This window comes from Sphingobacterium micropteri (assembly GCF_014692515.1).
GTDB classification, from domain to species: domain Bacteria; phylum Bacteroidota; class Bacteroidia; order Sphingobacteriales; family Sphingobacteriaceae; genus Sphingobacterium; species Sphingobacterium micropteri.
Genome location: NZ_JACOIK010000001.1, coordinates 495,692 through 517,740, shown reverse-complemented (window position 1 = coordinate 517,740; position 22,049 = coordinate 495,692). Strand labels below are relative to the sequence as shown.

26 protein-coding genes are annotated in these 22,049 nt (G+C 41.9%); 11 read left to right on the top strand and 15 right to left on the bottom strand.

Annotated elements, in window-relative coordinates; all coding sequences use genetic code 11:
- The first annotated feature begins 113 nt into the window (after positions 1-113).
- The gene (msrA, locus tag H8B06_RS02290) at positions 114-785 is read left to right on the top strand and encodes a peptide-methionine (S)-S-oxide reductase MsrA (RefSeq protein WP_190992644.1); all 672 of its coding nucleotides are present in this window, start codon (positions 114-116) and stop codon (positions 783-785) included.
- A gap of 4 nt (positions 786-789) precedes the next feature.
- On the opposite strand, the gene H8B06_RS02285 is transcribed toward msrA, so the two are convergent.
- Positions 790-1,137, bottom strand: a complete 348-nt coding sequence (locus H8B06_RS02285; RefSeq protein WP_190992643.1) for a hypothetical protein — start codon at positions 1,135-1,137, stop codon at positions 790-792.
- A 208-nt stretch (positions 1,138-1,345) separates the two neighbouring features.
- Between H8B06_RS02285 and H8B06_RS02280 the strand changes: the two genes are divergently transcribed.
- A complete protein-coding gene (locus H8B06_RS02280; RefSeq protein ID WP_190992642.1) occupies positions 1,346-2,521 on the top strand; it encodes a hypothetical protein in 1,176 nt (391 codons plus the stop codon).
- A 162-nt stretch (positions 2,522-2,683) separates the two neighbouring features.
- Here H8B06_RS02280 and H8B06_RS02275 read toward each other — a convergent pair whose 3' ends face one another.
- From H8B06_RS02275 to H8B06_RS02235, 9 genes are all read right to left on the bottom strand, one after another.
- Positions 2,684-2,995, bottom strand: coding sequence for a hypothetical protein (locus H8B06_RS02275; RefSeq protein ID WP_190992641.1), 312 nt, complete (start codon positions 2,993-2,995; stop codon positions 2,684-2,686).
- Positions 2,950-3,246, bottom strand: coding sequence for a hypothetical protein (locus tag H8B06_RS02270; protein ID WP_223857419.1), 297 nt, complete (start codon positions 3,244-3,246; stop codon positions 2,950-2,952). Before H8B06_RS02270 ends, H8B06_RS02275 begins: the two co-directional genes overlap by 46 nt.
- A complete protein-coding gene (locus H8B06_RS02265; RefSeq protein WP_190992639.1) occupies positions 3,221-3,766 on the bottom strand; it encodes a hypothetical protein in 546 nt (181 codons plus the stop codon). Before H8B06_RS02265 ends, H8B06_RS02270 begins: the two co-directional genes overlap by 26 nt.
- A 104-nt stretch (positions 3,767-3,870) precedes the next feature.
- Positions 3,871-5,796, bottom strand: coding sequence for a histidine kinase (locus H8B06_RS02260; protein ID WP_190992638.1), 1,926 nt, complete (start codon positions 5,794-5,796; stop codon positions 3,871-3,873).
- Between the two features lie 3 nt (positions 5,797-5,799).
- Complete coding sequence (locus tag H8B06_RS02255; protein WP_190992637.1) at positions 5,800-6,534, bottom strand: LytR/AlgR family response regulator transcription factor; 735 nt, start codon at positions 6,532-6,534, stop codon at positions 5,800-5,802.
- 52 nt (positions 6,535-6,586) lie between these two features.
- Positions 6,587-6,988, bottom strand: a complete 402-nt coding sequence (locus H8B06_RS02250) for a VOC family protein (protein ID WP_190992636.1) — start codon at positions 6,986-6,988, stop codon at positions 6,587-6,589.
- A 3-nt stretch (positions 6,989-6,991) separates the two neighbouring features.
- Positions 6,992-7,441, bottom strand: coding sequence for an SRPBCC family protein (locus H8B06_RS02245; protein ID WP_223857418.1), 450 nt, complete (start codon positions 7,439-7,441; stop codon positions 6,992-6,994).
- A 24-nt stretch (positions 7,442-7,465) separates the two neighbouring features.
- Complete coding sequence (locus H8B06_RS02240) at positions 7,466-7,843, bottom strand: iron chaperone (RefSeq protein WP_190992635.1); 378 nt, start codon at positions 7,841-7,843, stop codon at positions 7,466-7,468.
- Positions 7,836-8,210, bottom strand: a complete 375-nt coding sequence (locus H8B06_RS02235) for a DoxX family protein (RefSeq protein ID WP_190992634.1) — start codon at positions 8,208-8,210, stop codon at positions 7,836-7,838. The genes H8B06_RS02240 and H8B06_RS02235 overlap by 8 nt, the downstream gene beginning before the upstream one ends.
- 176 nt (positions 8,211-8,386) lie before the next feature.
- Here H8B06_RS02235 and H8B06_RS02230 point away from each other — a divergent pair, with 176 nt between their 5' ends.
- The gene (locus H8B06_RS02230) at positions 8,387-9,364 is read left to right on the top strand and encodes a GlxA family transcriptional regulator (protein WP_190992633.1); all 978 of its coding nucleotides are present in this window, start codon (positions 8,387-8,389) and stop codon (positions 9,362-9,364) included.
- A 77-nt stretch (positions 9,365-9,441) separates the two neighbouring features.
- On the opposite strand, the gene H8B06_RS02225 is transcribed toward H8B06_RS02230, so the two are convergent.
- Complete coding sequence (locus H8B06_RS02225; RefSeq protein WP_190992632.1) at positions 9,442-9,678, bottom strand: hypothetical protein; 237 nt, start codon at positions 9,676-9,678, stop codon at positions 9,442-9,444.
- A gap of 203 nt (positions 9,679-9,881) precedes the next feature.
- Between H8B06_RS02225 and H8B06_RS02220 the strand changes: the two genes are divergently transcribed.
- Both H8B06_RS02220 and H8B06_RS02215 read left to right on the top strand, forming a co-directional pair.
- The gene (locus H8B06_RS02220) at positions 9,882-10,637 is read left to right on the top strand and encodes an SDR family NAD(P)-dependent oxidoreductase (RefSeq protein ID WP_190992631.1); all 756 of its coding nucleotides are present in this window, start codon (positions 9,882-9,884) and stop codon (positions 10,635-10,637) included.
- A 63-nt stretch (positions 10,638-10,700) separates the two neighbouring features.
- Positions 10,701-11,612, top strand: a complete 912-nt coding sequence (locus H8B06_RS02215) for a helix-turn-helix domain-containing protein (protein WP_190992630.1) — start codon at positions 10,701-10,703, stop codon at positions 11,610-11,612.
- A gap of 10 nt (positions 11,613-11,622) precedes the next feature.
- Here the strand turns inward: H8B06_RS02215 and H8B06_RS02210 are convergent, their stop codons facing one another.
- The 4 genes from H8B06_RS02210 to H8B06_RS02195 form a co-directional block, all read right to left on the bottom strand.
- Positions 11,623-13,977: a TonB-dependent receptor domain-containing protein gene (locus tag H8B06_RS02210; protein ID WP_190992629.1), complete on the bottom strand. Its 2,355-nt coding sequence runs from the start codon at positions 13,975-13,977 to the stop codon at positions 11,623-11,625.
- Positions 13,978-14,312: 335 nt separating this feature from the next.
- The gene (locus tag H8B06_RS02205) at positions 14,313-14,852 is read right to left on the bottom strand and encodes a hypothetical protein (RefSeq protein WP_190992628.1); all 540 of its coding nucleotides are present in this window, start codon (positions 14,850-14,852) and stop codon (positions 14,313-14,315) included.
- Positions 14,853-14,921: 69 nt separating this feature from the next.
- A complete protein-coding gene (locus H8B06_RS02200) occupies positions 14,922-15,842 on the bottom strand; it encodes a hypothetical protein (protein WP_190992627.1) in 921 nt (306 codons plus the stop codon).
- Between the two features lie 10 nt (positions 15,843-15,852).
- Entirely contained in the window at positions 15,853-16,503 is a 651-nt protein-coding gene (locus tag H8B06_RS02195; protein ID WP_190992626.1) for a hypothetical protein, read from the bottom strand.
- A gap of 325 nt (positions 16,504-16,828) precedes the next feature.
- Between H8B06_RS02195 and H8B06_RS02190 the strand changes: the two genes are divergently transcribed.
- The 6 genes from H8B06_RS02190 (at position 16,829) to H8B06_RS02165 (ending at position 22,035) form a co-directional block, all read left to right on the top strand.
- On the top strand, positions 16,829-17,569 hold the full coding sequence (locus H8B06_RS02190; RefSeq protein ID WP_190992625.1) for a S8 family serine peptidase: 741 nt from the start codon (positions 16,829-16,831) through the stop codon (positions 17,567-17,569).
- An 11-nt stretch (positions 17,570-17,580) separates the two neighbouring features.
- A complete protein-coding gene (locus tag H8B06_RS02185; RefSeq protein WP_190992624.1) occupies positions 17,581-18,459 on the top strand; it encodes a PPK2 family polyphosphate kinase in 879 nt (292 codons plus the stop codon).
- Positions 18,460-18,476: 17 nt separating this feature from the next.
- Positions 18,477-19,694 (top strand): SecDF P1 head subdomain-containing protein, encoded by a 1,218-nt coding sequence (locus H8B06_RS02180; RefSeq protein WP_190992623.1) that lies wholly within the window; start codon positions 18,477-18,479, stop codon positions 19,692-19,694.
- Positions 19,695-19,824: 130 nt separating this feature from the next.
- Positions 19,825-20,391 (top strand): 6-phospho-3-hexuloisomerase, encoded by a 567-nt coding sequence (hxlB, locus tag H8B06_RS02175; protein ID WP_190992622.1) that lies wholly within the window; start codon positions 19,825-19,827, stop codon positions 20,389-20,391.
- A gap of 29 nt (positions 20,392-20,420) precedes the next feature.
- On the top strand, positions 20,421-21,050 hold the full coding sequence (gene hxlA, locus H8B06_RS02170; protein WP_190992621.1) for a 3-hexulose-6-phosphate synthase: 630 nt from the start codon (positions 20,421-20,423) through the stop codon (positions 21,048-21,050).
- Positions 21,051-21,159: 109 nt separating this feature from the next.
- Positions 21,160-22,035 (top strand): AraC family transcriptional regulator, encoded by an 876-nt coding sequence (locus H8B06_RS02165; protein ID WP_190992620.1) that lies wholly within the window; start codon positions 21,160-21,162, stop codon positions 22,033-22,035.
- Positions 22,036-22,049 lie beyond the last annotated feature (14 nt).

The window sequence follows — 22,049 nt, the reverse complement described above, 5'->3', positions numbered from 1 at the left end:
CTTGAGCCGATTAAACTAACTAATCGGCTCATGCCTTTTTGCATAGATACTTTTTGATTTGCTGTTGCCTCGTATAAATTACGTAACTTTAAGGAAATTAACAGGATACTACCATGAAACTTCAGTATATTATGTCTTATAGCAGCAGATTGACTTTCTTTCTGCTATTTACGCTATCATTCTCCTGTGCGCAGACGAAATCCGAAAACAGTTCAAATCTTACGGATAATCATCAGACCAGTAACTTAGCCACAGATACCGCGACATTTGCCGCTGGTTGTTTTTGGTGCGTGGAAGAGCAATTCAAACAATTGAACGGTGTCAGTGCCGTCATATCCGGCTATACGGGTGGACATGTACGTAACCCAACTTATCGGCAGGTAACTACGGGTAGAACGGGCCACGCCGAGGCATGTAATATCATTTACAATCCAGCTGAAATCTCCTACGACGAACTGCTTGCCGCTTTTTTTGTCGCGCATGATCCCACGCAATTAAACCGTCAGGGTGCAGACGTCGGCACACAATACCGATCAGCCATCTTTTACCATAATGCCGAGCAGAAAAAATTGGCTGACTTTTATATTGAGCAATTGGATGACGAAGGCGCATACGACAAGAAAATCGTGACGGAAGTCAGCCCGTATGGTAAATTTTATAAAGCCGAAGATTATCACCAAGATTATTATGTCAATAATAAGAATGAGGCATATTGTCAAATGGTCATAAAACCGAAACTGGAAAAATTCAGAAAGGTGTTTAAGGGAAAGTTGAAAGCGGAATAGTCGTCTAGACTTTTGTTTTTTTAACTTTCATGGCCTTGACAAGCACAAAACCAATGTAAAAAGCTGTTCCCAAAACCAGTAAAAGAGCCACCCTATTCCATTCGGAAGACCAATGTTTTTCGAGTACAAACTCCCGGTATGTATAATAAGCCGCTGCTTTATCCGCTGGATAATCCGGTGGCATATCCTGCATGGCCAGCGGCGAGCGAAAATAGTACTGTCCCGTTGGACGATGTTTTAAAAAAATATGATACGCTTCATAAAATTCGTCATCAACAGCTAGGCCGGTCATCAGCCAAGTGATCAAAATCAATATGGACGCTATATAGACGTGCTTTTTTAACGTTTTCATGTTCCAGTCGGTAATCTATGCATTGCATCAGCTTTGATCAAAAGTAGGCAGAATAATAAAGTGAATAACAGTAACTTACAATTCGTATGGATTGCATTACAATCCGTATATACAGCGAATCATAAGTAAAACGTTCCAAATTGTAAATCTCACACCAAATGCACTATGTAAATATTTAAATTGGTCTCCGTGATTACATGGTAATACTATGAAAAGACTGAAAAACATCGATAGAAAGAACCTCATCATCTTCACCTTATGTTTGGTACTGCTCGGTGGCGGTCTGTTCTACCTGTACGGTTATAAAATAGCGCTCCTTATAGACCAATGGAAATATCAGCAATATCAAGCCGACCAAGATCAACGGAACAGTGATGAAGCAGCGACCGGGACGGATACTTATGGACATCCCGAAGCGGATATCGCGCATGCGGCTTACAGCTGTGACGGGCTGTACTTTTACGGTGATATCGGTTATCTTACCAAAGGCGCTTTGCTTGATCAATCCGTCGCTTCCGCATACCGAAACTTACCGGACACCATACATATCATCCGCTACGGCGAACAAATACATCAATATGAACCGACAGCAGGTGATTTTTATGAGCGGAAAGCCCGTTTCAGTCCTATTCCGTTTCGTGAGAACAGCAAACTTTTGGTCTCTGGCAAATGGTCAGTAAACGACGAGTTGACTGTTTATTTGAAAATGGCTGAGCAAGGGCAGGTAGAGTTCCTGCGCTTCTTACCCAATGGACAAGGGCGTTTGGAAGTGGAAGACGAATGCGATTTTAGGAGTCGATACGGAAATTATTTTGCCCCCCATATAGCTTGGCAACGTGATACTCCACTGGCCATTAAGGAAGCCTTGGTAGAATATTTGAAAAGCGGCGAGGGAAGTAACTATACTTTCGTAAACGACCGTCGACAGATCGACGAAACACACCATATGGGGACATTCACGGGCGTAAACACCCATACGGGCAAATCCAACCAGGAACTCGCGATTGTTCTAACCGAGAAAAACAGCACCGGCAACCATAACGAGCGAATAGTGGTTGTCGCGTATGATCAACAACATCGAAAAGGTTACATCCTGTACAATGAAATTTTCTATAATAATAAGCTCTTAATTAAAGTATACGGAAGTCCGAACACACTACCCGAAGAAGCGAAATCATTAGCTAAATTTGTGCATCCTACCCAACAGTTGATTGAAGTCAAAATCGACTCGGGAGCATCGATTTATCTTTACTATGTCGATGAGTTTGATACGATGCGGCGACGGATGTTCTGGGATGCAGCAGAAGAAGACTCCCGCCACTTCGATTCCGTCATCGGTTCGTTATCCCGTCCCCAAGGGCCGTTGTACTCACCATCCGCATAATATTCATCGTAATCAGCAGCATCCCACCATTCCTTGAATTTCGGTAATCCGAAATAACGGTTATCCACTAGTATCTTCCGTTGTTTTTCGTTGAGCATCAACCGGAATCTCCCCATCATCCTGTGATCTGACCATGACTGGCCATTGTCCTTCTTTTTGAATTTATATTGTTCGAAAGAAACCGTTATAGTCAACACCGTTATTCCGATGGTAGATAGGCTTATGAATACAGTCCGCTTCCAAAAGATCCACGTACAGAAAATGCTCGCCACTATCCGTGGGTAGGTGTCTGCCAAAAATTTCCTTGATTCTTTTGGCAAAAACTTCGTTTCCAATAGGGCGATATCCATTGTTTCCGAGAAAATTTGACAAATTGAAGCTTACGGCTTGCAGTTCATCCATTCCGAACGCGTCTTTTGGAATATCGGTCACCTCGTTGTATATATTCGCACCTTCCCGGAGCTGTTTTTCCAATACCCGTTGCTGATTCCAATTTTCGTCTGCACATATTCGTCGGCCATGGAAGCACCCATTTTATCATGTATGTTATTCTCTTCGGTGTTTGCGGACACACTATCCTGTTTACCCGCAGACGATTCCTCCAAAGATCTTCCTCCGCAAGACAAGATCATACAGAGCCATAACATAAATAAAATCTGGCATAGGATATTGATTAGGTTTGTCATGGCATGATACTCTTCATGGGGTGATCGGTTCATATTCATAGATAGCCGCTGCCGTATTACTTGCCCCGAAAAACAGAATCCATAAGCTTTCGTCGTCGTAATCATAAATACCGATCCGATTGTTTTTCAGCAGTACCAGTATCGTTTTATTTTCTTTTACAGAGAAGTAAATAAAGGGAATCGGAATGATGCGTGTTTTGTTTTCAAGGATTAAATATTCCCCCCGTCTGCGAACGGGAATTTCAAAAATCGCTACAGCTTGTTGGTTTTCAGAAGCCGTTACTTTTAAGGTTTTATTGTCTTCCAGCGACAGCCGGATATGTGCGTTTGCCGCAATTTCGGGCAATGAATCTTTCACTGACCGATAGGGAGCCAATTTACGCCAAAGCGATACACGACCATACCGTCCAGTAGTATCTATCGGCGTATTTGCATAGCTCGAACCGGCAAACTGTTCGCCGATAACCTCCGGTTTCTCCGAAAACTTCCTGGAAAGACTTCGGGTCGAGGTGCATGCCGTTAGCACGGCGACCATTATTATGTAAACCAACCATCGCATATCTTGTTGCTTTTGACAACCTGCATACAAGTTAGTATAAGATTACCGAATTCGTGCATAGAGTTAAAATTTGCTGGTATCGGATTACAATTCGTAGGCCTAGATCAAGCAATTGGTATAAACAGCGTTACCGTTGTCCCTCCGTTGTCATTCTTATCCGATTCGACACGGGCATTTTTTCCTAGTAACGTCAACCTTTCCCGGCTGATGTCGCCCGAAAGGGAACGATGATTCGAAGGCGACTTACGTTCGGTCTTTACGCGTCCGCTGTCCATGATATCAACACGCAATAGATCGCCCACTTCCGAAAAATCTATGCTGATGAAACCTTCTCCATTCTTCATATCCACTCCATGTAAAATCGCATTCTCTACAAAAGGCTGGATGAGCATCGGCGGAATCCGGATTTCAGAGGTATCCATTCCATCTGGCAATTGGATACGATACGAAAAAGCATGATCAAAACGCATCTGTTGCAAAACAAGATAATGCTTCAGGGTTTCGATCTCCTGATCCAAGGAACTCCACTCCTCCCTACTCAGTTCAAGCGAATTCCGCAGCAATTTGCTGAAGCGACTGAGATACTGAATAGCCTCATTGGATTCTCCCCGGCGGATATAGCTCTGTAAGGCCGTGAGCGTATTGAAAATAAAATGCGGCTCCATCTGCGTCCGCAACAACTGTTGCTTCAGAATTACCTTATCTTTCTCCTGGCGAATTCTTCGTTGTCTAATGCCATAATAGATAAAAGATAAAATCAACAACAGTATCAGAACAACCAGAATTCCCATGGTCATCCACAGCCGGTTTCGCTGTAGCTCCAATTCTTTAATCTGCAGACTTTCGTTCAATGAATTAATCGAACGTTCTTGTGCCTGGATTTCATACAAGCTGCTCATCTCGGCGATAGCCTGTGTGTTCTGCATCGCATAGAGCTCTTCCTGAATACGGGCAACTTCACGCGATTCGGTCAATGCCTGCGCCAAACGTCCGGAAAGCGTATAAAAATTTTCGAGGTTCCTATGGTAAACGATGGCATTATCATACACCATAACCGTCGGATGCCGCTGTGCCAGCTGGTCGGCTTTCGTAAAAAACGCCTGCGCTTCCGTCAGGTTTTTCCTATCCGCATATAAACCCGCGATGTTAACATACGAAATAAACAAGTTATTCACCGCCGTGCCGACAAGCGGGTTCCTTTCCACCACTTGCTCCTGCAGATCAATTTTCAGTAACTGATACTTCAAAACCGAGTCTACCTCGTTTTTCAAGTCGTAATAGAGCGTTTTACTTTCATATACAAAAAACACATCATACACTTCTGGGAACTTACGTTGTAAATCCTCGAGCTTTTGCACAAAATACCCGATGCTATCCACATCGGATTTACTATAGTACAACGTCTGGACAAGCTGCGTAAGCGGCCGCTGACGGTTAATATGTTTTTCCGGTAGCAATTCGGAAATTGACAACGCCGTTCTATTCATCTCCAAAGCCAGATCCAGCCGTTGAAACTGCTGGTTGCTTTGCGCAGCTGCCAGTAAGATCGACGCTTTAGCGGAAGCATCTAAATCCACGGTACTATCCGCCAACACAATGGCCGCAGCCTTATTATAATAATAATTTGCACGATGCAGATGCCCGTCTGCAAGGCTGACATTCCCTATACCCTGATAAATACGTGCTTTTTCGTCCAAATTTCCAGGCTCCGCTTCTATACGTACAAACGCCTTTTCCAGATAAAAAGCTGCAGAATCATTTTGTTTGGACATGCCATAGCCTTTTGCCAATTGGAAATTTACTTTGGCTGCATACAGATTATGCGCATTAACCTCCGGCATGTGCAACAGATCTTTCCAGGCTCGCATCAACGAGTCGTGATTGGAAGCAGAAAGTGTGACCGTTTGCAAGTGATTGATTTTTTTCGCTACACTCGAAACATCCGTCCGTGTATGCTCCTTATGTTCACGACAGGAAAATAAAGACATCCCTGTAAATAATATCAACAGATAAACGACCTCCCGTCTCATCGCTCAACGAATTAACTTAGCCATAATATCATTTTTCCGACGATAAGAAATCGGAATTTCTTCATTACCGTCCATCAAGATGGACGCATGTTTCAAAATCGATTTTACAAAAGGAATATGAACGATATAGGATTGATGCGTCCGTATAAATTCGTGTTCAGGCAGCAACGTTTCATAAAATTTCAACGGCTTGGATACGGTCTCTTTTTTGCCCGACACCAGAAAAAAATGCGTATATGGCCCGTCACCTTGGCAATAGCGGATGTCCGTCAAGGGTACAATCCTCACCTGTCCCAGTGCGGGCAATGCGATATGCCGTGGCGTCCTATTGTGTTGTAAGTTGTTCTCCGTCAAAGAGAGTTGCTCTTTTATACCTACGCTTTCCTGCTGATTACGGAAACGGGTGATTGCTTCTTTAAATTCCTGCTCATCTATCGGTTTCAACAGATAGTCTAAAGCCCCATATTTAATAGCCTTAATCGCATATTGGTTATATGCGGTTACAAAGATAACATGCTTGGGTAGGTGTTCAAGTTCATTTAAAATGTCAAAAGCTAGGCAATCGTAGAGATTGATATCCATAAAAACAAGATCGGGCTGTTGCTCCCGAATCAGTTTTAGGGCATCTTCCAACGAGCCGGCATGTCCCAGGAACTGAAAGTCTTCTTCCTGTTCAATCAAGGTTTTGAGCTCCTTTACCGCTGCCGGTTCATCTTCGATGATGATCACTTTCTTCATTAGCACACTTGGTTTATCCCTTTCGTCAGTCACGCACCTCCTGCAGCGATAATTACACTGCCAATATCCACCTCACTTCAAATATATCGATTATTTCTACCAATTTCTGATTCTCATCATCAATAATGGCATGATATTCTTTACCGCGTTCCAGTTTTTCAATCAGTGTCTGTCTTTCCTCCACAGTCTTACAATGCAGAAAAGCAGCCATATAATTCCCTAGTATTCTTCCTTCGTTGTGTACGAGATCTGAGCCGTGGATAATGAGCTTATTAGAAAAAAGTGAACCAATAACGACTGGTCTTTCTGTGACGGATAACTCTTCTTTTTCAAAAGTTTCGAACTGAAGTGAACCGCCAAAGCAAGTTTGGTAATACGTGAGTGCTTCTCTGCAATTACCGGAAAAAGTAATAAAGACAGCACTCACGTATTTACGAGCATTCGGGATGGTCATAGCTTATTGCCCATCTGGTATTTCCGGTTCTACCAATTTTATTAATTTGTCAAGCGATTCCTGCCAACCTAAGTAACACATCTCTGCAGGAATCATTTCCGGAATCCCCTCCTGTACCACTTTCAGCTCTGTACCACACGAAACCTCGTTTAGCCATACGGTGGTTGTCATTTCTCCCGGCATTGCAGGATCGTCAAACTTATCGGTGAATTTTATAAACGCATTGGGTTTTAATTCTACATACGTTCCCCCAAAAGAGTGGCCGTTCCCTGTACTGAAATTAATAAATGTCATATGGTACTTCCCCCCTACCTTAAAGTCCATCTCTTGTACGGTACAGACAAAGCCATAAGGCGGTAACCAAGTTGCATGCGCTATTGGATCTGAAAATGCGCGAAATACTTTCTCAGGACTTGCCTGGATTATCCTGTGTAATGATACTGTGTTTTCCATGATATTAAAATTAATTTAAGTGAACTATTTATTTTTTTCTCTTTTTTCTTCATTTTCTTTCTTCCTGAACGTTATTATTTTTCTAATTAACGCTTCGGGCAGGGGCTTATCCGTCGGAATCTGTATGACCGACTTACTCGTTTTATATCCCTGCAGATCAGCCTTAAAATGTTCCCAAAACGCGTCGCTATATGGATGGGATAACGAGATATGTTTGGGAAATGCGCAGTAGTATATCATATACCCATGGTATTTAAAGCAAGGAATTTGATAGCTGATGCATTCTACTGCATCTGGTACTACTTCGTGGATGATTTTTCGGATAGTCTGCATCCGAGCTAATGTTTCACCGTTAAATGCCTGATGGTATTCATCGATGGTTTGATAATTTGTTTTAGCCATTGTTCTGGATTTTAAGGTTATACCGATAAGAAACAGCAAGAATACCCAGCACCACCAGTGGCAAAAGCATATAACCTATATTTTGGTCTACACAAGCATGACTAATGAACGCATAGATCAAGCTAAAGGTAAGGCCGGCATATGCCCATTCTTTTAATTTAGCAGGCACTCCAGGATAGGAAATTGCCAAAACACCGAGTGCTTTACAGATAATCAGTGTGTATGCAAAGTAATCGGGATAGCCTAAAGGCTCCGTACCCGTCGTCGCATACTGAGGCGAAAATATCAAGGTACTAAGCGGCATAACGCCCTCCCAAAGGATAATGATGGTCGTTGCCACCCAAAAGATTATTTTATTCCTTTTCATTTTTGTAAAAATTAATAGTTTATGATCGCGTTGTTTAAAATTTCAATATATGATTATAACTTACAATACAAAGTTACGTGCGAGTAGAACATCTAGGCTGTTGTGAAAACGACAGCCTTAGGGGTAAATTATGACAAAACTATTTGCTAACTTGTCACCTAAATAATTTCGTTGTTATGCAGATTTCTGTTTTTGTACCTGAATATGGCGTTATTGAGGCTGTCACACCGGCGTTTAGAACCTTTCAAACCGCCAACGAGTTCTTAACCGTATTCGGTAAAAAACCCGCCTTTACGGTAGAGTACGTCGGCTTGCGGGAGTATGTACCAGCCAACAATGGGGAATACATGATTAAGACCAATCGGTTACTCCAGGATGTAGCCGAAACTGACTTATTGATCATTCCACCGACCTTTGGGGATACCGTTAAAGGAATCCAAGCCAATGCAGAAGCAATACCTTACTTTAAAAAGCTATATGAAAAAGGTTCAAGCCTGGCTAGCTTATGTATTGGTGCCTTTCTTTTAGCTGAAACAGGCCTACTTAGCGGCAAGAAATGTTCTACACACTGGGCACATGTGAACGAATTTAAAGAGCGATATCCTGATATAGAAGTGGAAGATGGCGCTATTATCACCGAGCACGATAATATTTATAGCAGCGGCGGGGCAAATAGTCTATGGAATCTGATACTATATCTGGTTGAAAAGTTTTCGGATAGGGAAACAGCGATTATGATTTCAAAATATTTCGCATTGGATATGGGACGTGATAACCAATCTCAATTTGCTATTTTCAAAGGCCAACGGAATCATGGGGATGATGCTATTCAAGAAGTACAGGACTACATTGAAACGCACTATCAACATAAAATATCCATAGAGACGTTAGCCAATTTAGTTTATATAGGCCGTAGAACTTTCGAAAGACGATTTAAAGAAGCCACCAATAACACCCCCATCGAATATATCCAGCGGGTACGGATAGAGGCCGCCAAAAATTTCTTTGAAGCATCCAGAAAGAATGTTACCGAAATCATGTTTGATGTGGGGTATACCGATACCAAAGCGTTTCGAGATATCTTTAAGAAAATCACCGGACTTACCCCCATTGAATACAGAAACAAGTTTGCAAAGGTGGCAACTGAAGTCTAATCCATATCAAGCGTTGGTTGTCATAGAAATAAACACCTAGCCCCATATGGAGAAATTCAGAAATGTTTACCGGGAAACTAAAACAGCAGTAAGCTCCTAACATAGTTTATCGCAAGCCTATTCGCCTGTTTCGCGATATCGCTCTCCACCAATGTACCCTCTTCTAACGCCGAATAGTGTTCTTCGTCATGCGTCGGTTCATCGGAACTAGTTTCGTTGTTTGTCGCTTCCCATTCTTCTTGTAGATTTGTCATTTCGGGGCTAGTTTTGAGCGAATAAGTTTGCTCGTCAAATTCTTTTCTTTCGTTTTTCATACCTTTTTTACTGTTTATTTAAACACAAAAATAAATAGGTGAATGACAATAGCATGTCAGTAGCTAGCTTATCGTCCCTGATAATATTTATAATTCGATGTGGGTAGGTATAGTCGGTTTTGGCTACAAGTATCCCGTTTTGAGATACAAATAACCTCAATATTAGAATGATCTTTGTATTGTCATCATAAAAAAGAAAAACAATGAGTAAAATAGCATTCGTAACCGGCGGAAGCCGCGGTTTAGGAAAAGACATGGCACTGCGCATTGCAGAAAAAGGATTGGATGTAGTCCTAACGTATAAAAGCAATAAAGAAGAAGCTGCCAAAATCGTTGAGGCCATTGAAGCCAAAGGCCAAAAAGCTTTTGCACTGCAACTGGACACCTCAGAAATAGGTAGTTTTGATACGGTCGTCAGGGAGATCAAAACCACGTTAAAAGAAAAACTAGGAAAAGAAACAATTGATTTTTTAGTTAACAATGCGGGCATCGGGCTTGGAAATTCTATTGCAGAAACTACCGAAGAACAGTTTGATATCCTTTCAAATATCCATCTAAAAGGCGTATTTTTCTTAACACAGAAACTTATTCCGATACTGAATACAGGTGGCGGCATTATCAATGTTTCTTCCGGTTTGGCAAGATTCAGTATGCCTGGATATGCTGCCTATGCTATGATGAAAGGCGGTATCGAGGTTTTCTCGCGTTATTTAGCAAAAGAATTAGGCAGCAAAGGAATCCGGGCCAACACCATTGCACCCGGCGCAATAGAGACCGATTTTGGTGGTGGGGCTGTTCGGGATAACGAGCAATACAATACAGCTGTTGCTTCGGTCACGGCCTTAGGTCGAGCAGGTCTACCTGAAGATATCGGTGGCGTAGTGGCATTTTTATGTACAGAAGAAGCACGTTGGATCAATGCACAGCGCATTGAAGTTTCCGGTGGAATGAATATTTAACAAAAAAAGTAAAAAGAAAAGTAGAAGTTTGTATCTTCTGCTTTTCTTTAACCCTAGCGATTTATGGCGACGTTAATGCAGATCAAAACCATCACTGAATTTCACCGATTGAATGGCATACCGCTTCCTGATCACCCGCTGATCAGTGTGGTAAACTATGCTGATCTGCTTAAAGTAGAGGGACATTTTCATTATTTGAAATCGTTTTATAGCATCGCCTTGAAAAAAGACGTCGTAGGGAAATACCGTTACGGGCAGCAATCCTATGATTTTGACGAGGGCTTGATGACCTTTTTTGCGCCACAGCAAGTACTCCAAGTCCAATACACCAAGGATGATGTGCACCGCTCGCCCTCCGGGTATATCTTACTTCTTCATCCTGATTTTCTTTGGAACACCAGCCTTGCCGAGAAGATGAAGCAGTATGAATTCTTCGGATATGAAGTCAATGAAGCGCTGTTTTTATCCGAAAAGGAAGAAAAAATTATTCTGGAAATATTTCGACAGATTCAACAAGAGTATTCGGGTAATATGGATGATTTCAGTAAAAATATTATTATTTCCCAGATCGAATTGCTGTTAAACTATTCCGAACGTTTTTACAAACGGCAGTTCCTCACTAGAGACCAAAACAACCACGAAATCTTAACCCGGTTCGAAAAGGTGCTTGATCACTATTTTAGAAGCGATGCATTGATTGAGAAAGGCTTGCCTACCGTACAATACGTGAGCGATGAACTGCACCTCTCTCCAGATTATTTGAGCAGCACACTAAAGCATCTTACCGGGCAAAATGCCCGGCAACATATCCAAAATAAAGTGATCGAACGCGCGAAAGAAAAACTATCGAATACACCGCTTTCTGTCAGTGAGATTGCATACGAACTTGGTTTTGAACATTCACAGTCTTTCAGTAAACTATTCAAGCAAAAGACAAATCAAACACCCCTGGAATTCCGAAAGAGCTTTAATTAAATAAATTCTGCTAGCTTCCAAAACGATAACTCAATGACAATAGGACTTTCCTATTATCTGGGAAATCCGAATAAAATATTTTTAAGTCTCCGTATTCACTAGTTAACTGCGGATTAGCATTTCTAAGCAACCCATTTACAGCTAATTTAATCATTCCGCGGTCACCAAACATTTTCTTCTCTGCTGCTAAATCCATACCATATCTTTGATCTGTCCGCGACGGTCCGGTTGTAACTCCGGAAAGATAGTACAAGGAAATTTCGGAGCGAAATCCATATTTAAATTGTAGCGTGTGACGACTATTCACGGTCCAGCTCGATCCTTTGGCGTCTAAGCTCACATTGCCGATCTCACCCGAATAGTCATTATAAAAAGCATTGGCGTAGTGGCTCGCCGTCCACCAAGAACTCAATGTTTGATTATACATGACACTCGCGCTGTAATTAAGGTAACGTCCAATATTTTCGGGTCTGGATAAGTTTTCGCCTATTTGGTCTCCTTGACGAATAATCCAATTGATAATATCCCGTCCATAAGAAACACCTAACGTGGTAAACAATCTATTTTTAAATCCATGGCCTATTTCGGTGATATAGCTCTTCTCCGGTTTTAAGTCTGGATTTCCTTCGTAGTAACTATAGGCGTCCTCGTAGATACGAAATACATTGATATCATGATCACCTGGTCGTTCTATACGACTACTAAATGACGTTCTTAACGTATTATTGTCATTCAGGTTATATAGTAAAGATCCACTTGGGAACAGATCAAAATACCGTTGGTCATTTTTCTTGTTCAACGTAACCTGATTCGCATTTATAAACGTGTACTCACCCCGCAAACCGGCTTGGTACTCGAATTGCTTATACTTCCCCGAATAAATGGCATACAGCGCCTCAATATGTTGCGTATATTGGAAACGATTAGAAGTAGCGATATCCTGTATCCAATTACCATTATCCAATACGGTATTGACCACATCATTATTGATAAAAAAGTATGTTCCTTTCCAGCCAAGTTCAATTTTACTTGCATCGGCAAGCGGCCTACTATAATCAAGTCTTCCCGCGTAAGTTGTATTACTCAAATCTTGCACATTGGTACGTCCCGTAGAGGTTTTCGTATCCTGCTTAAGATGAAAAACATCCGTTTCAAAACGGTTATTATAGTCATTACCGTGGGGAGCAAAATCAAAATTGAATTTCAAAAAGTGATCTTCACCCTCATATTTATTCGAATAATTAACATTAAATGTCCAATTTTTAAAAGACTCATCAAAGCGATTATTACTAATTGCACGTTCAGTGTACACATCGCCAGGATAACGCCATGTATCCATATCGATCGTTGCATATGGTTTATAATTACCCTCCATCCAATGCACGCTTCCATCCAGTATCCCTCCATCAGCAAATTCATACTTTGCGCCCGCACGCACGCTATGAAACGTCGCATCATCTAGATTTTTCCGTTCACTTTGTCGTTGAAAGGATCGTAAATCCCCTTGGTCATAAAAGCTTCTTTCGGTCAGATTATGGCTATTTGTGCGGTCGTAGCTTTTAGTTCCCTGCACATACATATCTATGCCATTGACTTTGTAATGTAATCCACCACCTAAGCCACCATGAAACTCCCGCCCCTGCGCGGCACGTAAAAATACATCTCCCCCGAAACCAACTTTAGCATTACGCTTGGTCACAATATTGATAATACCCGCTGTACCCGAAGCATCTTCACGAGCAGAAGGATTGCTCATAAGCTCCAATTTTGAAACTTCAGATGCTTGTAATCCACGCAATATACTAGCCAATTGTTCACCCGATACGTACATATCACGTCCATCTATACGCACATTGGCACCAGCACGTCCTTGGATAGAAAAATTCCCTTTTCCATCGGAAACCAGTCCCGGTGTTTTCTCCAGTAACTCCAACACATTATTTCCTTCTGCCAAAACACTTCCCTCTACATCAACCACCATCTTATCCGCGTATTGACGAATACTCGCCTGTTTTCCAAATACTTCTACAGCCTCTATTGCCTCCTCTGTTGATTGCAGAAACATGGGAATTGCTGTTTGATGACCGTCTGCTAATGTATAAGACTCACTAAAATCTGAAATATAACCCACTGAACTATAATGCATAATATATTCTCCCCTCTTTAGCGCACGCATTTCGAATGAACCATCCTTTGAAACATTGGTTTGCATAATCAACGTAGAATCCGGTAAGCGCAAAAGGCGAACAGTAGCATCTTGTATCGGTAGTCCATCTCCATTAAAAACTTTCCCCGACAACGTTGTCTGGGCAAATAATCCCACTACAGAATAGGAGAACAAGATAGATAGTATTGCTGATTTCATTGTAATAGTTTTTTTGTCCTTCCTATTTCGGAAGAACCAGCTTAAGCATATAAATTAAATAGTAATCTCTAAATATTTGCAGACTTCAACTCTTATTTAGATTAAATATATACAATAGAGTAGCATATACTTCACTTTACCGAAGTTGTATTGTCAACTATTTTAACAAAAAAACGCTAAACAACTGACTACGAGATTTATAAATTTTCGATAAAATACTATCTAAGCGCGTATTACTTCAAATAATACAAGCGGAGGGTATAACTGGTTGTATTAGGGATTATCTATACGCAAACTGGTACACCAAATAAAAATTAGCGAGATTTAAACGTTAACTAGTTACCAAACTTCACATTCAGGTTATGTTTCTCAGCATACGCTTTACCCAAGTCCAATACATCGAGGTAAAGGTTTTCAAATCCTTCACCATACTTTTCTTCAAGGGCAAATGCTAACTGTTCGATGGCTTCGGGATCTTCTTTATTATCGCAACGCGTAGCAATATCCATATATTCCTTTTTATAAACCGGAAGAACGTAGTGATAAAGTGCTAAAGCTTTTCCTTTGATAGCTCCCGCATCATCATCAGGTGGGGTCATATCTTCTATGCGACTGATCGTCTGCTCTATATACGCAATTTTAGCTTCGACAATCTGCTGTGCTTGATTTTGTTGGTCCTGGCCAGCTGGCAAGCCTTGATGTGTAACCATGGTAGCCGTCAATGTTCTTGTAAAAGACTCTTGGGCAAAATCGTGCAAAATATTTGTATTTAATACCGTGCGCTGAAAAAACTCGTCTGCACTTGGTGTATTGCACGATGATAGTACAGCGATCATGCTGATAAAGAGCGTAAAAATTAGCGTTTTGTTTTTCATATTATCTATATCGTATCGATTTAATTGACTACAAAGCTATGATTATTTTGTTTTTTTATTCCCACTCCCCTAGCAGAATGTAAGTTGTTCGGGATCGTCAGGTAAATACAATATATCCCGCGTATCCGCATTTACCCTATGCAGCTCCGTAAGAGAAACAATCTTCTTAAATGTTACGACATGTTCCTTTCCTTTATCGTCCGTAAATTTCAAGATATGTCTTATCTGCGGCTGTTCATTGATATAGGTACCGGTCTGTTCGGCACGCTGCACAATAGCCGTTGCTTTCTTACCCAAAAGCAACAGCTTTTCTTCCCTGTCCTTGCCGCCACCGAAAAATCGACCTAGTAAAAAGGGCAGGTTAAACAAAAGGAGCCCCATAAATGGGGTCATCAACCATGGGTGCCACAAGGCTAAGAAGCGCCAACCATGACCGTTACTAAAGGTCGCGTAGTGCCAAGCAAACGTTCCCAACATATACGTAACCACAAAAAGGCAAGCAAAGAACCCTGTTGTCCATGAGAAACGGGTCTGCGTATCGGCGAGGATAACTGCGGGCGACTGAAATGTACGACTGAGGCGTAAATCTACGGAGCGCCCAGTTTCATACCGTTTCAAATGTGGTTTCGTGTCAACGAATTGAAAAACCTTATTTACAGGCGTTCCCTCCAGATTTTGAAAACTTACAGCAATCTCCAGCATCTCCGCATCCTCCTGTTGCTTTTTCAGCAAAATCACTTTATCCTGTACCGTCCCCTGTACCCGCTTTCCATCTTCAAGCAACCGATGAATATTCCGTTGCGTTTTAAGCGGCTGTACGATTGTACGCACGTAAATCTTGTAGATAAATATACACCAAGCAATTATACCTACACACAACGAGATGGTAGCCCACATAGGCGACGAGAGAAAGCCCCCCGAAAAGCTAAAGAACAGCGGAAAAACAAAAACAAAAAAGGCCATATAAAAGAACCAGAACTTTGCACCCATATTTCACTGATTATTGTTTTTTGAATTCTAATTGCTTTCCATTTTTATCGGCTTTGAACGCATAATCTGCACGGGTACCGACAATACGTGCATTCCAGTTCCATTGTGGAACGTTGAACGTAAAATAAACACTGCTAGGCACTTCGGCTCCTTCTACTTCTGTCACTTTATCCAGCACCTGTCGGTAAACACGATGTGCCGTACTAAATTGTACCGCAGCCAGCGGAATAGGTTCTCGCACGATGCGCACACTCGTTTTGACCGGTTCCTTCTTCTCCCATACATCCGCTTCTGCATTATAATAATACCAGTCGATGTTGTCTTGGATATTCGGATCAAGCACTTGTAAGCGGATACGATCCGTATCAAAATAAATATGTGGCGGATAGATGGACAAAGGTTTTCCGGGAAACATCGCCTGTAGTTTTTCCTGCACCTCGGCCAGCTTTTCAGCATCCTCCAAAATATTTATCGGTTCCACAGCAGGTATTTCCTCTTTCTGCTCACCGAAATCAGCCGTCACGGCTACGGTATTGGCCACCGTATCCACTTCTGTATGCTGCTGATCTTGAAATGTCTCCTTATAAGCATTAGCTACAAAATCGCAGGAAGCCAGCAAAAATGACAACATGACTGCAAATAATATCTTGTATAATTTCATACGTTCATCAGCAATTAAGATATGCTTCTGGTATAACGATTTTTTTCCCTATTAATTGTTCGATACTTATGACATATCGAGATCAACGTACTAGCGCAGCATAGGTTGGCTATTGCTGCCCAACCCGACGTAGTCCGATCCATTGCTATCGGGAAACTTTTCGTATAGTAGGATAATACCCATTCATCGTCTTCCGCCTTCCACTGATTGTCATAATAGAACCCTAATTGCTATTTTTTCATATTATCGAAAGCTCGGGCAATCATTGCGAATAGTGATATTTGGCAGTAAATTTGATTGATCCTTTCCAAATAGTTAACAAACAATGATAAAAAGCACCTTAAAATCTGCCGTTGTATTAGCCCTCTTGGGATTGACGACACAATGTAAGTCCATAAGAAACACAACGAACCATAGCGATAAAACACAAAACGATTATACATTATATGCCTCCTTAGCCGGCGAAGAAAATTATACACTGCGCGATGCCATCATGATCAAGTTTACCGTTACCAATCCGACCGACGACACCTTAAAATTCACCCAGTACCATACGCCATTTGAAGGGATGATGAGTAAATTTCTTACCGTTAAAGACAGTGCGGGCAACGAAATTAATTATATAGGTGCCATGACCCGCCGGGTGATGCCGCCACCGGCAGACACCTACCATACTGTAGCGCCGGGAGAAACGAAATCGGTGAGCTTTGACCTAAAAAAGGGATATAAAATAGAAAAGGCCGGTCAGTACACCTTGCAATATGAAGACGAAAATATTAGTGGCGTAGCTAATGGTAAGCCCATCGTTATTACGATCGCGCCGGGCGGTGAAACCCATATTGATAAGAACCTAATCATCATGCTTTCAGAAGAAGCGTCGTTGGAAGCGATTGCGAAAGAAGCAACTTCTTACGGAGCAGAAGTGCTCTATAAATATAATGCGTTGAACGGATTGGCCATCAAAATACCTGAAGGTAAATCGGTAGATGAAGCCATAGAACATTTTAAAAAACTGCAAGGCGTTATCAGTGTTTCAAAAGATCAGATCAGCACAATCCAGCATTAAAACACCATAATATGAACAAACTGCTCAAAAAATTCACGGCGGACGATCACTTTATCATGGTCGATAACCCTACGGATGTCCGCCCGGACATAACAGAGGAAGAGGCTATCGAAGGATTGAAAAAGGTCAGAAAACAAATCGCAAAAATTCAAGATGTCATCTATGCACACAACCGATACGCCGTATTGATCTGTTTTCAGGGGATGGACACCGCGGGGAAGGATTCGCTTATCCGGGAGGTATTCCAAAAATTCAATGCCCGTGGCGTTGTCGTCCATAGTTTTAAAACACCGACTTCTAAAGAACTGCAACACGACTACTTATGGCGTCACGCGGTCGCCCTGCCAGAAAAAGGTAAGTTTGGTGTTTTCAACCGCACCCACTACGAAAATGTGCTCGTGACCCGTGTGCATCCCGAATATATCCTCCATGAGAATATCCCCGGCATAGACACTGTCAAAGATATTCCGAAGGATTTCTGGAAATTACGATATGATCAGATCAATGCCTTCGAGCAGCACGTCGTAAATAACGGAACCATTGTCTTCAAATTCTTCTTACATCTCAGCAAGGACGAGCAGAAAAACAGGCTCTTAAGGCGACTGGAACAAGAAAAACATAACTGGAAGTTCTCGCCGGGCGACCTGAAAGAGCGCGAGCTGTGGGATCAGTATATGACTTGTTACGAAGAAGCTATACAGCACACCTCCAAGAAGCATGCCCCATGGTATATCATCCCTTCAGACAACAAAGCTATCTCCAGGTATTTGGTGGCGAAGATCATATTGGAAAAACTCAAAAAATACAAAGACATCCAATATCCCGAGATGCCTCCTGAAATCGAACAGCACAAGGCCGCTTACAAGCGGGAATTGGAAGATAACGGTTGAGAAACATCCCCCATCTTATGAAAAAAGTCTTTATAATCCTACTCTGCTACCTCACTATGCACATTAGCTTTGCGTATGGTCAGCCCAACGAAAAACAATATATAGGCCGATATGGCTATAATGACGGCGTGTGCCTTTTTGAAGATGGCCAATTTCTGCTTTATGGATATGCGACGGCCGTATTTGGTCGATACCAATTTCAGGACGACAAAATTCTGTTTTATCCCGACAGGCGCGATCTATTTGAAGTCTATGGCACACAAAACCCACAAATCGAGGGAGAGCAGTCCCGCTGGCAATTTATGGGGTTTGAAGAAGGGGAAACCTTTGCCCAGTTCGATCAGGATTCTATCTATCGGGTCTTCAATGCGGACGCGAATTGCTTTAGCTACCCTTACAGCACAAACCGCACGCAGCCGGTAGAACATATTACCCTAATGGATCAACCGGAAGACTCGTCCATCTTCAAAACATTTCATTTTGCCAACACAGCGGCCTACAATGATTTTGTACTGGTTTATAACAAGATGGACAAGGCGTATGAGGATTTTACAGGTCGACTCGAAGATAACGTGCTCAAACTCTCTAACTACGGCGGTGAGGACGGATATAAGAAGCAAGACGAAGATACCGAATGGGACGAGATCCTACAATGGAAGGCACAATACGCAGCGATGGTAGCCGATCTAGAACATTCCTATACGGATGATGAAACACAAATCGAATACCATAAGATACCGCTGCAAAAAAGCGGTGATCAACCGTTGGCATCGTTGCCACATGCCAAGTCCCCGATTTTCTACGCGGTATGTGAAGGTTTCGCTGACGATTCGTATCAGCCTACCGATAACGTGGTAAACCCCGCAGCACCTTTTCCGACGGATAAGCCCGATGGGTTCTATTGGGTTAAGGAATTGAACCGGAATGCGTATGCCGAGACGCATCTGGAAGATGATGCTGTTCTCTCCCTTAGCGATATCCAATCAGCCAAACATGAGTTCACGCCAGATGGCAGACCTGTTGTCTCGGTTAAGCTTACAGCAGCAGGCAAAGAAAAACTGGCTTCCTTCACACAAGATCATGTCGGTCAGCATATGGCTATAGTTGTTAATAAGACCGTCATTTCGATACCGCGCATTCAAGAAAAAATCGCTGGAGGAAGTTTACAGATTTCGGGCAACTTCACAGTAGAAGAAGCGCAGAATATCGCTACGCGTTTGAATAGGGCAAAATAAACACGGATCAAATCTATAACACATAGTCCTATTTGTATAACGAAGGAGCAAAGGCATGGGCGTATCTTTGCTGCATCGAATATGAATAATCATCCCGCTAGATAATAGCTGCTGATTAAACGGACATAGCATGGCAACGAAGAAAGCGTACGAACAGAACTTAAACATTATTATTAATGAAAATCAGCACATTGTAAATTTGTTAGCTTATGATTCTATAGAGAAACTAGCAGCATCTATACAAAACTCAAAAAGGCTTTTCTTCGCTGGAGCAGGACGAACAGGGCTGGCATTAAAAATGGCTGCCATGCGTTTTATGCACCTCGGCTATGCGGTATATGTAATGGGAGAAACCGTTACGCCGGCAATTTTAGAAGGAGATTTATTAATCGTAGGTTCTGGGTCTGGAGCCACCTCCACACTAGTTACAGCAGGGAAAAAAGCGAAAAATCAGCATGCAACGCTGGCCGTACTAACGGCAGATAGCAAAAGCACGCTAGCACAATTGGCTGACCGATACGTACTCCTACCAGCAGCGATCAAGACAGATTTCAGCGTATCTACATCCCAGCAATACGCAGGCAGTCTGTTCGAGCAATCCATCCTTCTACTTTTTGATGCCATTTTTATGACCTTATGGAAGGAATCAGGACTGACTAAAGAAGATTTATGGCCGAAACATGCCAATCTCGAATAAGCAAAACACATTTTTATATTATTTTTTTTATGGCAAAATTACAAGTAGCAATTGATCTGCTTACAACTGAAGCGGCATTGGAGTTAGCGGCGAAAGTAGCTCCGTATGTAGATATTATAGAATTAGGAACACCACTGATCAAAGCAGAAGGTCTAAAAGTGGTCACAGCAATGAAAAATGCCCATCCCGATAAATTGGTCTTTGCCGATATGAAGACAGCAGACACAGGCGCATTAGAAGCCGAAATTGCCTTTAAAGCCGGTGCCGATTTAGTAACAGTCATGGGCACTGTAGATGATGCAACAATCAAAGGAGCTGTAGAGGCCGCAAAAAAACACGGCAAACAAGTAGTCGTAGACACCATCGGCGTTAAAGATCGCGTAAAACGAGCAAAAGAAGTAACAGCATTTGGCGTAGCATTTGTAGAACTACATGCTGGTCTCGACGAGCAGGCACTTCCCGGTTACTCCGTTGCAACCTTAATCAACGAAGGTAGAGAAGCACAGGTACCCTTTTCGGTAGCAGGCGGGGTTAATTTACAGACAATCAAAGACGTTGTCGCTGCAGGTGCAACAGTAGCTGTTGCTGGAGGAGCAATTTATGGTGCAGAAGACCCTGCTGAAGCCGCAAAAGCTTTGAAGGAAGCTATTGAGGCATAATAACGCGTAAGATCTTGGCCCACAAAAGCTATATGGGGTGAATTTATTTTTTTAGTAACCAACATTGCAGCACAGTTTTTGCGCTATCGATATTAATTTAAAAAGATATATGACCACCCATCATTTAAAAGATATACAAACGAATTTTGAAAGGGCTATTACGCCCTTTCACATTTTTGATTTAAATCAAAACAAATTAGAACCATACAGAGAACCTCATACCAAAGACCATTTTTGCCTGATGTTTATCGAAAAAGGCAAAATGAAAATGCAGGTCGAAGACCGGAACTACGAAATTACGGAAAACAGCATCTCGGTGATATTTCCGGGGCAGTTATCTTCCAAAGAACAGGTCTGCAGCAACATTTGCGGCAAGATGGTTTTGTTTGATGAGGTGCTTTTTTGTTCCGATATTCTACGAAACGAATTACGTATTTATAACTACGATATTTCTACCAAATTAAACTATATTGCTTTACCAGAAAAAGAATCGGAAGAAACGCGGATGTTGCTAAAGCAAATTGAGTTGCTGTACAATGATCTTACCTCTATAAAAAAAGAGCAAGCACGTTTTTTTATAAAAATAATCTTGTTAAAACTAGTCGAATTTGTTCATACCTATGTCGATAGGGAATCGTTGAAAAACGAAGACGCAAAAGTCTACGCAAGCTTTTTAGAACTTCTCGAACGCAGCTTTAAGACAGACCGAAGTGTATCTTACTACACAGATCAATTACACCTCTCACCCAAAAAGCTGAATCAGATTACAAAAAAGTTAGCAGGTCTTACCGCCATAGAGACTATCCATTCCCGAATTATGAATGAGATCAAGCAGCTTCTCCTACTTTCCACCTATTCGCACAAAGAAATTGCTTTTGAACTAGGTTTCAATTCACCGGCAGCACTTAACAAATTTGTACGCTCCAAGCTCGGCGAAACACCTACCGAACTTCAAAAACAACTTATACTGATGTATAACAGCTAATATGAGTATTTCAC